The organism is Bacteroides cellulosilyticus DSM 14838 (assembly GCF_000158035.1).
Taxonomy (GTDB): domain Bacteria; phylum Bacteroidota; class Bacteroidia; order Bacteroidales; family Bacteroidaceae; genus Bacteroides; species Bacteroides cellulosilyticus.
On sequence record NZ_EQ973490.1, the window covers coordinates 923,920 to 939,622 of the forward strand.

The window sequence follows — 15,703 nt, forward strand, 5'->3', positions numbered from 1 at the left end:
ATAATTTTTTATGGAAACACATTTAAATGTTAAATGGAAACAGTGGTACTTGTTAGTACTGCTCCTTATCTTGGGTGTTGTCGGCTGTAAGGATGATAAGGATGAGGATAATTCTACCATCTACGATCCTTCTGTACCTGTAGAAATAACAAGCTTCACACCAGAAGCAGCTGCAGGAGGCGCTCAGTTTCTGGTTTATGGTAGTAATTTCGGAACAGACTTGAGTAAAATCAAGGTAACGGTTAATGACAAAGAAGCTGTCCTTATCAGTTCTAATGGTTCATGTCTCTATTGTTTTGTACCTAAGAAAGCAGGAGTAGGTCCAGTGAAGGTTACTGTAGGTTTAAACGAATCAGCACAGGAAGCTGTAGCTGAAAAGGAATTTGAATATGTTCCTTCTTTGGTAGTAAAAACACTGACCGGACATATTGATATAGATGGCAATAGTACGATTAAAGACGGTTCTTTTGAGGATGCACAATTCCAAGCTCCTTACTGGCTGGAGATAGATGATGAAGATAATATTTATTTATTGGAAGACCAGCAAGGATTACGTAAACTCAATATGAAAGACCGCACAGTAACTACTATATGGCGTACCGGAAGCGGAGTTAATCACCCGCGTTCTATGGCTTTCAATGCAGATCATAGTAAACTATATTTCTTTAATGACCAAGATAATAGTGATGAAGGTGTAGCTGTAGCTGTGGCAGAACGTAGCAATGATCCATCAAAAGAAGATTTTGCTTCATGGGTAACAGTAGCCCGTATGAAGAGTTGTTGTGGAGGAGACGTTCACCCTGAAACAAGCGATTTATTCTTCAATCGTTGGAATGGTGGTGAATATTATAAATGGGATTTTGATAGAAAAGACAAAGACCAGATATTCCGTTTGGATAATGGTTTCAACTCAGCATTAATATTTGCACCTAGTGGTAAATTTGCCTACATTGTAAGTATGGGACACCACTGTATATACAGAGCCAATTTTGATTATGCAACAGGCCGTCTGATGCAACCTTACATCTTATGTGGAAGTAAAAACAACAAGGGATACACTGATGGTCCTGGTAGTAAGGCCCAATTTAACGAACCTCAACAAGGATGCTTCGACAATGATGATAATTTCTATGTCTGTGACCAGAATAATAATCTGATTCGTAAAGTAGAACCGAGCGGTCAAGTTAGCACTTTTGCGGGACGTCGTGAAGAATGGGGTTGGGCAGATGGTGACTTAAGAAAAGAAGCCAGATTTGACCGTCCTTTTGGCATTGCCTACAACAGGAATACCAGTGAATTTTACATTGCGGACAAGAACAATAAGAGAATCCGTATTATCACAAAGGAATAATATTAATGAGAAACATATTATATTATGAAAAAGTATTTATTAATGTGGGTACTGCTTTTGGGATGCCTCTCTACGATATGGGCACAAAAGAGTGTATCTGAAATAACCGGAACAGTTCTTGATGAAAATAAAGAGCCACTAATAGGTGTAAACATCGTTATAAAAGATAACCCCGGATTGGGTACCATCACTAATGTAGATGGAAAATTTCGCATCAAGGCTACATCTTATCAGATATTGGTCTTTTCTTATATCGGTTATGATAAAATGGAAGTACCTATCACTGGCAATAAAGAAATCAATGTACAGATGAAACCATCCAGCAATAGTGTATTGGATGAAGTAACCATTACTGGTACAGGAGTACAGAAGAAAGCAACCATTACCGGTGCTATTACAACGGTAGATATCAATACACTAAAAAGTTCAGGAAGTGCCTCTACTAGTATCACCAACGCCTTGGCAGGTAATGTGGCAGGTATCATCGGCATGCAAAGATCTGGTGAACCTGGTAAGGTATCCGATTTCTGGATTCGTGGTATTTCAACCTTTGGTGCCAATGCAAAAGCATTGATATTGGTAGATGGCTTTGAACGTTCCATGGATGAATTGAATATTGAAGATATTGAGTCATTCTCTGTATTGAAGGATGCATCCGCAACAGCTATTTATGGTTCACGCGGTGCAAACGGTGTTGTATTGATTACTACTAAACGTGGTAAAGAAGGTAAGGTTAATATTGATGTGAAGGTAGAAGGTGGTTACAATACCCGTACCCGTACACCAGAATTCGTAGATGGATATACATATGCTTCTCTATTAAACGAGGCAAGAACTACTCGCAATTTAGAACCACGTTATACTCCTACAGAAATGGAAATTCTGCGTCAAGGTTTAGATCCTGACCTCTACCCGAATGTGGATTGGAAAGATGCATTGTTAAGAGATGGCGCTTGGTCAGAACGTGCTACAGTCAACATCAGTGGTGGTGGTTCCACAGCTCGCTACTATGTATCTGTAGGATATCTGAATCAGGAAGGTATGTATAATACGGATAGTAATTTAAAGAAGGATTACAATACAAATGCAAATCTTTCTCGTTGGACCTACCGCATGAATGCAGACTTAAATGTGACTCGTACCACATTAGTTAGTGTTGGTCTTGGTGGTTCTTTGGATTTACAGAATATGCCGGGTATGGACAATGATCAAATTTGGGGATCTATCGTAGGACAAAACCCTATAAGTATTCCTTTCATGTATTCTGATGGAAAAGTTCCAACTTATGGAACAGATAACCGCATGAACCCATGGGTAATGGCTACACAAACCGGTTATCAAGAAAAATGGTTCAACAAAATTCAAACAAACGTAACATTGGAACAAAAGTTGGATTTCATTACAAAAGGATTAAGATTTGTTGCTCGTTACGGTTTTGACACTGAAAATCAAAATAGGAATAACAGAACTAAGCGTCCGGAACTATGGCAAGCAGAAAGTCGCCGTGATGAGAATGGTAAACTGACAATGAATCGTGTAGGTGAAGAGCAGTTGATGAAGCAATCTAGCTACACTGATGGTAATCGTAGCGAAAATCTAGAAGCAGAACTACACTACAATCGTGTATTTGCAAAAAAGCATGATATCGGTGCTACTTTAAAGTATTTCCAATATCAAAAAGTTAAAACGGCCGATGTAGGTGATGATATCATGAAAGCTATTGCCAGACGTTCGCAAGGTTTCTCCGGCCGTGCAACCTATGCCTATGACTATCGCTATTTTGCAGAATTCAATTTCGGTTACACCGGTTCGGAAAATTTCATGAGTGGACATCAATTTGGCTTCTTCCCTGCCATATCTGTAGGTTGGAATATTGCAGAAGAAAAATTTCTCAAAAATCGTTGGAAATGGTTAGATATGTTCAAAATTCGCTATTCTTATGGTGAAGTTGGCAATGATCAACTTGCTGACAATGAATGGGAACGTCGTTTTCCCTATTTATACACATTTGGTAACATGGTCTATAAAGACAAAGTATTGGGTTGGGACTACGGCGACATTAATAATTCATACCGATTTGATGGATACCGTTATTCTCAAATTTCCTCTCCGAATTTGGGGTGGGAAGTTGCCAAAAAGCATAATTTAGGTTTAGATATGTCCATTCTCAATGGTAAATTCTCAATGACTGTAGATATCTATCAAGATACCCGCGAACAAATTTATATGCAGCGTCAGTACTTGTCACAAATCGTTGGTGTCACTAGCCAACCTTGGGCTAACGTCGGAAAAATGCGTTCAAAAGGTATTGACGGCAATTTCATGTTACATGAAAAAGTGGGACAAGTAGATTTCACCATACGTGGTAATATGACCTATACAAAAAATGAAGTTTTAGAATATGACGAACAGCTAAACTCTTATCCTTATCAGATGACAGAAGGTTTTCGCCATGGTCAAGCTCGTGGTCTAATAGCTTTAGGATTATTCAAAGATTATGATGACATCCGCAACAGTCCCAAACAAGAATTTGGCGATTATATGCCAGGAGACATCAAATATAAGGATGTGAATGGAGACGGTGTTATCAATGGATTAGACGAAGCACCTATTGGTGCTACCGATAAGCCAAGTCTAATTTATGGTTTGGGACTTTCAGCCACTTGGAAAGGATTTGATTTCAACATTCACTTTCAGGGAGCAGGAAAATCATCTTATTTCATTAATGGTTCCAGTGTCTATGCATTTAAAGACGGCGAATGGGGTAATATCCTAACAGATATGGCCAAATCCAGTAATCGATGGATTTCAAGTGAAATATCCGGTACGACTGAAACCGAAAATCCGAATGCTAAATACCCGCGTTTGAGCTATGGAGGTAACAATAATAACTATCGCAATTCTACTTATTGGTTAAAAGATGGTTCATATCTACGCCTCAAAACATTAGAAATTGGTTATTCACTACCACAGAAATGGGTAAATAAGATGCGTATGACGAAAGCACGCTTCTATTTTTTAGGTAACAACCTCGCTGTTTGGGATTCACTAGAACTTTGGGATCCTGAATTGGCAAGTGGTGACGGTATGAAATACCCATTGTCAAAAACATATACTTTAGGATTGAATGTAACCTTCTAAAAAAACGAACTATATGAAAATTAAAAATATTCTTCTAACAGCTGCACTGGGAGTAAGCGCACTCGCCTTCTCGTCATGTAGCGACTATTTGAATGTAGACCGTTATTTCAATGACCGAATGACGGAAGAAAAACTATTTGAAGACAAGAAATACTCTGAACAGTGGTTAGCCGGTGTATATACGCACCTATTAGGCTGCAATGACGATGTGTGCAGTAAGGGTAATACTCCTCATAACTTCTCTGACGATATGTATTTTGGTGACCGCAGTGGTTTATATCGCAATTTGAAGTACGGTATGTATGATGAAGGTGCTTTCCAACGTTCATGGAAAGAATGCTATATCGGCATTCGGGATGCTTCCACTTTCATTCGGAATATCCATGTAAACAAGGATTTCACACAGGAAGAAATAGCTGATTATAGAGGCCAAGCTCGCTTTCTTCGTGCCTACTACTATTGGCTATTATTGCGTAAATATGGTCCTATACCTTTGATTCCTAACGATGGGGAGATGGATTATACCGCAGAATATGAAGATTTAGCATTACCTCGTAATAGTTACGATGAATGTGCGGACTATATTGCTGACGAAATGGCAATAGCTGCAGGTGAATTGGCTATAACTCGTACTAATAGTGATATTAATCGTGCCACTCGTGGAGCAGCCTTAGCACTACGTGCCAAAGTTCTGCTTTATGCCGCCAGTCCATTAGCAAACGGAAATACAGAAATGGCTGATTTAACTGATGACAAAGGTAATATTTTAATTTCCCAAGAATACGATGAATCTAAATGGGCAAGAGCTGCCGCTGCTGCAAAAGATGTTATGGATTTAGATATCTACCATCTCTATGTGGCTAGTCGACGTTACAATAATGATGGAGGTCAGGCGTACCCTGAAACTATTATTCCTCCTGTTACAGATGAAAATCGCGAATACTCAGAAAACGAATGGCCTAACGGTTGGAAAAACATTGATCCATTTGAATCCTATCGCTCTATTTTTAATGGCGATGTGCAACCTAAAGCTAATTCAGAATTAATCTTTACCCGTGGTGTAAACACTCGAAAAGAAGGAGATTTTGATGGATTTATGACAGAAGATGTAGAAACCATGGTCATGCACCAAATGCCTTTCCAAATGGGTGGATATAACTGTCATGGCATAACACTAAAACAATGCGACGCATACTATATGAACGACGGAAGCGACGTTCCTGGTAAAGATGATTGTTTGGGACGCGGTGATGGCAGTTCACGCATAACAGGATTTGTCACCGAGGAAAACAAAGACCAGTACAAGCCACTTCCTACCGGAGTATCTTTGCAATATGCCAATCGTGAACCTCGTTTTTACGCTTCTGTTGCTTATAATGGCAGTATTTGGGAAATGACTACTTCATATGATGAAGATAAGCGTTTCTATCGGGCATGGTATTATCACGGCTCAGAAAATGGTAAATTAGCTCAATCACCAGACCTTTATTTACGTACAGGCATTGGTATAAAGAAGTTCTATAATCCTCAGGATTCTTATCAAAACGGTGGTCGTATTATTCCAAAAACAGAACCGGCTATCCGCTATGCTGAAGTATTATTGATTTATGCTGAGGCCTTAAACGAACTTTCTAACAGTTATGAAATAGCATCTTGGGATGGTTCCAAAACCTATACTATTAAACGTGATGAAGCCGAAATGAAAAAAGGTATCGAACCTATCCGTATTCGCGCCGGTGTACCTAACTATAAAGCAGAGGTATATAATAACAAAGATTTGTTCCGCAAGGCTTTGAAACGCGAACGCCAGATTGAATTATTTGCCGAAGGACATCGCTATTACGATCTCCGTCGTTGGAAAGATGCTCCGGAAGAAGAGGCAACCATGATGTATGGCTGTAACACCAACATCGGCGAGAACAACAGAGATATGTTCTATATACCAACTGTAATACCTTCCATGCCTTCGGTATTTACCAAGAAGATGTATTTTTGGCCTATCTCTCATGATGAATTAAAGAAAAACAGCCGACTGACACAGAACCCGGGCTGGACCTATTATGATTAACATTAAAGGAATACTTTTATGAAAACAATATATTGTATATTATGCACCATAGTGGTGGTTTTTGCTTGTTATGCTTGCAACAATGAATGGGAAGATGAATTGTACAAACAAGCCGTATCATTCGGAAAAAATGGCGTAGCGGATATCTATGTGAAGTATAAACCGAATGGAAAAACATCCTATCAGGTACCAGTCGTATTAAGTGGCACCACTATGAACGACGGTAATATCACAGTGAATGTAGCATTGGATGTAGATACACTAACCGATTTGAATTTTGAACGCTTCAGATATCGGGAAGACCTGTACTACAAATTATTGGATGAAACATACTATGACTTGCCTTCCACTCAAGTTACATTACAGAAGGGCACCAGTGTAGGGCTGCTTGACATTGATTTCTCATTAGGTGGAATCAACATGACAGAGAAATACATCCTCCCTCTGACTATTGCAGAAGGTGATGGTTATCAAATCAACTACCGCAAACACTACCGCAAAGCATTATTGAATGTTATTCCCTTCAATAATTTTTCAGGTAGTTATTCTGCTAGTGCCGGATTAATTTATCAAAGAGATAAAGAAGAAAACCAGCAAACCCCGATGACTATGGATACCCGTACAGCTTTCGTTGTTGATGATAATACAATCTTCTTTTATGCAGGTGTAACTGAAGAAGAACTAGAAAATCGCGAACTGTATAAAGTTACTGCTCATTTCAACGATGGTGGAATCTTAATATTAGATGCCCCCCATAAAGACAAGATAGGCTTCAATTTTATTTCCGGAGGTTATGTAATCAGTGAAGAAATGGATGCCTTGCAGCCATACCTAAAGCATCGTTATATCAAACTGGATATGGAATATGAATATAATGAATTGATTACAGATAACCTTTATATCCCGTATCGTTTCAAGGGTTCACTGATCATGGAACGTAAGATAAACACAACAATCCCAGATGAAGATCAAGCTATTATCTGGTAAAATACAATAAGCAATCCTAAATGAGACTGTGTATAAAACAATACACAGCCTCATTTAACAAACAAAATCTATCATGAAAAACAGCAAGTGGCTATTAGTATCTATCCTTTTTTTGTCTTCTTGTAGCAATAATATGTTTCAAGTAGAAGAAAGTTCTTTTGATGTATTAGAAGAAGAATTTGCAGCAGACACAAACAGCGAAAACATATTACATACACAAGAAGATAGCATAAATTTATTAACCATCAATGATTCTAAAGAAACAAACTTATATCCTGCAATGAGCTTTCCCATAGATCACGAGAGCTACTATACTCATGATGAAGTGGTTATTAATGTTCCTAGAATAGGTAGAGAATATGTGTACAATACTGAAGGAAAATTTCCAAATCTACCAAAGTACAATTTTAACTTAAATACTGGTTGTTATATACAATATCGATTGCACTCTGATAGAAATGGTGCTGATCATAACTGGTATTATTACCATCCAGATACAATACTATCTACTACACCTTATTATCTTGAAGTCCCTAATTATCATCCAGATGATTATCGGCTACTTACAGTAAGACTTAATGCTGCCAGACTCCCTAAAAGGGCTTTCGATATTCAAGGCGTATTGTGTGGTGGTGGTGCTATGTCAGAATGGCTTCCAGAAAATTGGAGCTATGATCCCTGGGAATTAAATACTAATGGTTTTTTATATCAAGGAGATCGCTCTGGTGATCGCCAAGACATAAATGTTTATGTGCAATTACATCTTGACGTAGATATGGTATTAGAAGTAGAGATGATGCGCGGTCCTTATAAACTAAAATTTGGAGACCAAGTAAAGGAAGTAAACTATAGTATTGGTACAAATTATATTTTTCATAAATTTATTGTAAACAAAACTCTCTATGATGTTCCTATAAACTCTCCTTATAAACTTGGAATGATATTTGATGAAAAAGTGTATTATTTCAACTTCTATATTTCTCCTGCTTATAGAGGTGAAGTACTACATGCATATGCAAAAGCTAATATACATAAGAGCCTCAATTTAATGGACACTAAAGAATAAGAATAAGTAAGTGATTAGCTTAACTACTTACCCATAGAATTTCATGATCTCTATTAATACGTGCAATCTTTAAACCAATTCACTATTTTACATACAATTAATTATGAAATCCAAACTATTCACATCCTTCCTCCTATCAATAGCATTATACACCACAGCATATGCTACCGACCTCTATCGTCCCAGTAGGAACGTAGAGTTACGACTTCCTTCTGTCCCCTTAATCGTATCAGACCCCAATTTTTCTATTTGGTCTCCCTGCGATAAACTGATGGATGGAACAACTCTGCACTGGACCGATGCACCCAAATCATTGATAGGTGCATTGCGTGTAGATGGTAAAAGTTACCGTTTTCTGGGAAAAGAGAAACTGGATCTGCAAGCCATAGCACCAATGACCGACACAGAAATCTGGGAAGGCACTTTTTTAAGAAAAAAGCCAGCCGATAATTGGATATCTTTGGATTTCGACGACAAAGAATGGAAACATGGAAAAGCCGCTTTCGGAAGCCGTGATCTCCCACGTGTCCATACAGAATGGAGCGAACAGAATAGCGACATTTATGTACGACGTACATTTGATATAAACGAATTGGAATCTGAAAGAGATTTTTACATCATTTACTCCCACGATGATGTATTTGAACTTTACTTGAACGGGGAAAAACTTGTTACTACAGGCGAAGAGTGGAAAAACAATGTATACCTAAAACTTACAGATGAAGCAAGAAAGAAACTCCGCAAGGGAAAGAACGTTATAGCAGCCCACTGCCACAACACAACCGGAGGCGCTTATGTCGATTTCGGACTCTATTGTGAAAAGAAAGATGCTGTAAAATTTGCAGCAGAAGCGGTACAAACTTCAGTAGATGTACTGGCAACTTCAACTTATTATACTTTCACATGCGGTCCGGTGGAACTGGATGTTGTATTCACAGCACCGCAACTGATTGATGATCTGGATTTATTGTCTACTCCTATAAATTACATTTCTTACCATGTCCGATCATTAGACAAAAAGGCACACGACGTGCAACTTTACTTTGAAACTACCCCGGAATTGGCTGTCAATGAAAACACACAGCCCACATCCGCCAAGATATTTTCTAAAAACGGTATCCGCTATATAGAAGCTGGAACCATAGATCAGCCTGTATGCCATCATAAGGGTGATGGAATCTGCATTGACTGGGGGTATACTTACTTAGCCACTCCCAGCAGAACAGGAACAGAAATCGGTTTAGGCGATTATTATGAAATGAAGCGGTCTTTCATACAAAACGGAAAAAGTGGACTTTCCACACTCAACTGGTGGGCAAAATGTGCCGAAGAACAACCTGCCATGACATTCGTACACAACCTGGGTGCAGTAGATAAAACCGGAAATACCGGATTCCTAATGTTAGGATATGATGATATCTACTCCATAGAATATATGTATGAAAGATATATGGGGTATTGGAAACATGAAGGCAAAGTGTCTATCTTCGATGCATTTGAGAAATTAAGAGATAATTACCTACAGATTATGCAACGTTGCCGTATGCAAGATGAAACTATTTATGATGATGCCCTGAAAGCTGGTGGCAAACAATACGCTGAGATCTGCTCCGCAGCTTATCGCCAAGCTATATCCGCTCACAAGCTATTCACCGACAAATACGGAAACTTACTATTTTTCTCCAAAGAAAATAACAGTGGCGGATTTATCAATACAGTAGATGTAACTTATCCCTCCACTCCACTCTTTTTGACTTACAATATAGACCTGGTGAAAGGCATGATGACCAGTATCTTCGACTATAATGCCAGCAAACGCTGGACTAAACCCTATCCGGCACACGATTTAGGGGTATATCCGATAGCAAACGGACAGATATATGGCGCTGACATGCCGGTAGAAGAAAGTGGTAACATGGTTATTCTTTCCGCAACCATTGCCATGATAGAAGGAAATGCCAACTATGCCAAGAAATACTGGGATTTGCTGACTATCTGGACTAACTACCTAGTGGAGAATGGACTCGATCCAGAGAATCAACTCTGTACAGACGACTTTGCCGGTCACTGGGCACATAATGCTAACCTGTCGCTGAAAGCCATAATGGGTATCACCGGTTACAGTGAAATGGCACGCATGTTGGGCATGAATGATGTAGCAGACAAATACATAACCATTGCCAAAGATATGGCCTGCAAATGGGAAAGCATGGCCCGCGAGGGTGATCACTACCGTCTAGCCTTCGACCGTAAAGACACCTGGAGCCAAAAGTACAACATGATTTGGGATAAAATGTGGCAGACAAACCTGTTTCCGGATGAAATCACCAAAAAGGAAATTGCTTACTACCTGACCAAACAGAATACGTATGGCTTGCCACTCGATTCACGCAACACTTATAGTAAATCGGATTGGATTCTCTGGAGTGCCTCTATGTCAGCCAATCAAACGGAATTTGAGAAGTTCGTAAGCCCATTGTACAAGTACATCAATGAGACCGCATCACGAGTTCCTATGAGTGACTATTTTTATACGGATAGTGGCAAAATGGTAGGCTTCAAAGCCCGTTCAGTGGTTGGTGGATACTGGATAAAAGTTTTAATGGATAAAATACACAGTAGCAAATAGAATAAATATGAATATATCTACTATCAAGAAAGCATTTTACCTATTGGTAGGAATCGGATTCGGCTGCACTCTACAAGCTGTCGAACCTCAAAAAGACGTAACGGATAACTACAGAAATAATCGCTATCCGCTACTTCAAAAGCCATTAATAGAACTTCCCTTGGGCAGTATCAAGCCCCAAGGTTGGTTAAGAGAGATGCTAATCCGGCAAAAGAATGGTGCCACCGGACAGATGGACACCCTCTATCCTTTAGTCATGGGCGAACGCAATGGTTGGTTAGGAGGTGATGGTGACCAATGGGAACGTGGTCCTTATTGGATTGACGGCTTATTGCCTCTTGCCTATATCCTGGATGATAAAGAACTGAAAGCTAAGGTGCAGCCTTGGATAGAATGGGCTTTGCAAAGCCAACGCGAAGACGGCTTTTTTGGTCCGGCAAAAGACTATCCGGGTGAACCGGGATTACAGCGTGATAATTCACATGATTGGTGGCCACGTATGGTAATGTTGAAAATCTTACAACAATACTATTCGGCAACCAACGATGAGAGAATCATCACCTTTATGACCAAATACTTCCGTTATCAACTAAATACCTTACCACAGAAACCCCTAGGACACTGGAGTTTTTGGGCTGAATTCCGTGCCTGCGATAACCTGCAGGCTGTATATTGGCTGTATAATCTCACAGGGGAGGCTTTCTTACTCGAATTAGGGCATCTATTGCACCAACAGAGTTACAGCTTTGTTGATATGGTAAACCGAGGGGATTTGCGCCGCATCTGTACAATACACTGTGTAAATCTGGCACAAGGTATCAAAGAACCGATCATTTATTATCAGCAAGACACCAATCCTAAATACATTGATGCTGTAAAAAGAGGGTTTCAGGATATCCGTCAATTTCACGGACAGCCACAAGGAATGTATGGTGGAGATGAAGCATTACATGGAAACAACCCTACACAGGGTTCTGAATTATGCGCCGCTGTAGAATTGATGTACTCCCTTGAAAAGATGGTAGAAATTACAGGAGATATTGATTTTGCCGATCACCTGGAACGCATAGCCTTCAATGCTCTGCCTACCCAGATATCAGACGACTTCATGATTAAACAATACTTCCAGCAACCCAACCAGATTATGGTAACTCGTCACCGCCGTAATTTCGATCAGGATCATGAAGGTACGGATATTACTTTCGGCACATTGACCGGCTATCCTTGCTGTTTTTCAAATATGCATCAAGGCTGGCCAAAATTCACACAGCATTTATGGTATGCAACGCCCGATAATGGTATTGCCGCCTTTACCTATTCTCCATCAGAAGTCACAGCTAAAGTAGGTAACAATGTATCGGTCGTAATTAGTGAAGATACCTATTATCCTATGGATAACCGTATATCCTTCACTATTAAAGAAGTGAAGAACAAAACCAAACAAGTCGAATTCCCGCTACACTTACGCATTCCGAAATGGTGCAAACGTGCTGAGATAATAGTAAACGGCAAGGCAGAACAATACATTGAAGGAGGGCGGATCGCTGTTATCAATCGTATATGGAAGCGAAATGACAATGTAGAATTACACTTACCCATGGAAGTTTCTACCAGTACATGGTACGAGAATGCTGTGACTATTGAAAGAGGCCCATTAGTATATGCTCTTAAAATAAAGGAAAACTGGAAAAAAGAAAATCTCAATAATAGCTGGTATGGCCCCCTTTATTATCAAGTTACTTCATCCGAACCTTGGAATTATGGGTTGGTGGACTTTGATCGCAGCCAAGTGAATAAAATAGCACAAGTTAGTATTGATAGCCAAAAACAGCAATCAATATTCCCCTGGAATCAAGAGAATGCACCGATTGAAATCAAGATGAAAGCCCGCCTTATTCCCACATGGACAGTTTACAATGAAATGGCAGGACCTCAACCTTTCTCCTTCTGCAACGGTGCTGAAGGAGAAGAACAGGAAATCACATTAATACCTTATGGTTGCACCACCCTACGTATCTCTGAATTCCCCATTGTTGGAAAATAATTTAGTTAACAATATCACTAAAATCAATAACAATATGAATTTTAATCATCTGAAAACAGCAATGATCTGCCTACTGGCAGTATGCATCCAGATCACTCATGCCGGCACACAGCAAGTGAATATCGAGCGCTCTTTCATGGTTGGAGACGGTATTGCTCAATTCATACCCACAGGGTATGATGCAAAGAAAATTCCATCATTTGCCCTACAAAGTGAACCACGTAAAAAAGGCGAACTGGCATCAAACTGGACACTAATGCCGGAATTCTTCTTGAATGATGGAAAAGCAGGAGCTTCTCTGGCAGTACCTGAAGGCACAAGCCTTTATGGAGGTGGTGAAGTTACCGGTACGCTACTGAGAAACGGCAAAACGATTAAATTATGGAACACAGATTCAGGAGCCTATGGAGTAGATGGCGGTAAACGCCTGTATCAATCACATCCTTGGATTATGGGTGTACGCAAAGACGGCACTTCTTTTGGTATTCTATTTGATACTACCTGGAAAGCCGAACTCTCCAGTATGGATGACAAGATAGAGTTAAGAAGTGAAGGTGAATTATTCCGTGTCTTCATCATTGACAGAGAGTCTCCCCAAGCTGTTGTAAAAGGTCTGTCAGAGCTCATTGGAACCATGCCAATGATTCCCCGGTGGGCAATGGGTTATCAGCAATGCCGATTCTCCTATTCACCAGATAGCCGCGTACTTGAAATTGCCGATAACTTCCGTGAAAGACGTATCCCCTGTGATGTTATATGGATGGATATTGACTACATGGACGGATATCGCATCTTCACTTTTAACCCGAAAGGTTTCCCAAATCCAAAGAAATTAAATCAAGATTTACATTTGCGTGGTTTCCATAGTGCCTGGATGATCGACCCGGGAGCAAAAGTTGATCCCGATTATTTTGTTTACAAATCAGGAACAGAAAATGATGTATGGGTAAAAACTGCAGATGGAAAGGAGTATAATGGAGATGCATGGCCCGGTTCCGCAGCTTTTCCGGACTTTACATGCCCCAAAGTATCTAAATGGTGGAGTGGCCTATATAAGGATTTCCTTGCACAAGGAGTAGACGGTGTATGGAATGATGTGAACGAACCTCAAATTAGTAATACTCCCACTGGAACCATGCCTGAAGACAATTTTCACCGGGGTGGTGGCAATTTACCTGCCGGTAGTCACCTGCAATATCACAATGTGTACGGTTTTCTGATGGTAAAAGCATCCAGAACCGGAATAGAGGCTGTACGGCCCGAAAAACGCCCGTTTATTCTGACTCGTTCTAACTTTTTGGGAGGACAACGCTATGCAGCAACTTGGACCGGGGATAACGGCTCCTCATGGGAACATCTGAAAATGTCCATTCCTATGTCTATCACGCTGGGATTATCCGGACAGCCCTTTAGCGGTGCAGATATAGGTGGGTTCCTGTTCAATGCGGACGCAGACTTGTGGGGACACTGGATTGGTCTAGGCGCTTTCTACCCGTTCTCCCGCGCTCACGCCTGTGCCGGAACCAATGATAAAGAGCCTTGGGCATTTGGTAAAGAAGTAGAAGATGCGGCACGTACAGCATTGGAACGCAGATACATGCTATTACCTTACCTCTATACTTTATTACAGGAAGCCTCTGAAACCGGCATGCCTATCATGCAACCAGCTTTCTTCGCCGATCCTAAGGATTTATCCTTGCGTGGAGAGGAGAAAGTATTCTTGCTTGGTAGCGATCTACTGGTTATACCTTCCTGGGCTGAACAAGTAGCACTGCCTAAAGGTATTTGGGAAGAGTTCTCCTTATTCCCCGGAGACAATAAAGATAAATATCAGTCAAAACTCAAAATACGTGGAGGAGCCATTATTCCTACAGGGAAGATCATACAGAACACTACTGAGAAATCACTAGATCCGCTCACACTACTGGTTTGTCTGGACGAACAGGGCAAAGCAAGTGGTAGTATGTACTGGGATGAAGGAGAAGGATGGTCTTTCAAGAAAGGAAACTACAGTTTGCAACAGTTCACTGCCGAAAAGGGAGCAAATAACAAGGTAATTGTGAAGTTAGCAGGAAAAACAGGCAAGTACCAGACAGAAAACAAGGACATGGCCATTGTAAAAGTAGTTACCAAACAAGGTATACGTCAAGGAAGTGGAAACCTCACAGAGGGAATTGAAATTCAACTATAAATATATAATTCAAGTATCGCATGTCTCCAATGTGCGATACTTGAACTAATAATATCTGATGCTCCAATGAATACTCAGACAATTTATCTCGCCTCAAAGCCGCATTATGAAATCCTGGATGGATTGCGTGGAGTGGCAGCTGTTATGGTCGTAGCCTTCCATCTTCTTGAAGCACATTCGGGGGGCAACCATCTCGCACAAATCATTAATCACGGCTATCTTGCCG

Annotated in this window: 8 protein-coding genes and 1 pseudogene; all 9 read left to right on the plus strand. The window is 40.2% G+C overall.

Features of this window, described 5'->3' with window-relative positions; genetic code table 11:
* Window positions 1-10 precede the first annotated feature (10 nt).
* Window positions 11-1,351 (plus strand): IPT/TIG domain-containing protein, encoded by a 1,341-nt coding sequence (locus tag BACCELL_RS08175; protein WP_007211224.1) that lies wholly within the window; start codon window positions 11-13, stop codon window positions 1,349-1,351.
* 24 nt (window positions 1,352-1,375) lie between these two features.
* A complete protein-coding gene (locus BACCELL_RS08180; protein WP_007211225.1) occupies window positions 1,376-4,492 on the plus strand; it encodes a SusC/RagA family TonB-linked outer membrane protein in 3,117 nt (1,038 codons plus the stop codon).
* 13 nt (window positions 4,493-4,505) lie between these two features.
* A complete protein-coding gene (locus tag BACCELL_RS08185) occupies window positions 4,506-6,560 on the plus strand; it encodes a RagB/SusD family nutrient uptake outer membrane protein (RefSeq protein WP_007211226.1) in 2,055 nt (684 codons plus the stop codon).
* A gap of 18 nt (window positions 6,561-6,578) precedes the next feature.
* Complete coding sequence (locus BACCELL_RS08190) at window positions 6,579-7,547, plus strand: DUF4973 domain-containing protein (protein WP_007211227.1); 969 nt, start codon at window positions 6,579-6,581, stop codon at window positions 7,545-7,547.
* Window positions 7,548-7,620: 73 nt separating this feature from the next.
* Window positions 7,621-8,613 carry a hypothetical protein gene (locus BACCELL_RS08195; protein WP_157133890.1) on the plus strand — a complete coding sequence of 331 codons (993 nt, stop codon included), beginning with the start codon at window positions 7,621-7,623 and terminating at the stop codon, window positions 8,611-8,613.
* 103 nt (window positions 8,614-8,716) lie between these two features.
* Complete coding sequence (locus tag BACCELL_RS08200) at window positions 8,717-11,242, plus strand: glutaminase family protein (RefSeq protein ID WP_044153505.1); 2,526 nt, start codon at window positions 8,717-8,719, stop codon at window positions 11,240-11,242.
* Between the two features lie 7 nt (window positions 11,243-11,249).
* The gene (locus BACCELL_RS08205) at window positions 11,250-13,286 is read left to right on the plus strand and encodes a beta-L-arabinofuranosidase domain-containing protein (protein WP_007211230.1); all 2,037 of its coding nucleotides are present in this window, start codon (window positions 11,250-11,252) and stop codon (window positions 13,284-13,286) included.
* A gap of 34 nt (window positions 13,287-13,320) precedes the next feature.
* Entirely contained in the window at window positions 13,321-15,477 is a 2,157-nt protein-coding gene (locus BACCELL_RS08210) for a TIM-barrel domain-containing protein (RefSeq protein ID WP_044153707.1), read from the plus strand.
* Window positions 15,478-15,543: 66 nt separating this feature from the next.
* Window positions 15,544-15,703: pseudogene (locus BACCELL_RS27315) on the plus strand (acyltransferase family protein); the annotation flags it as partial.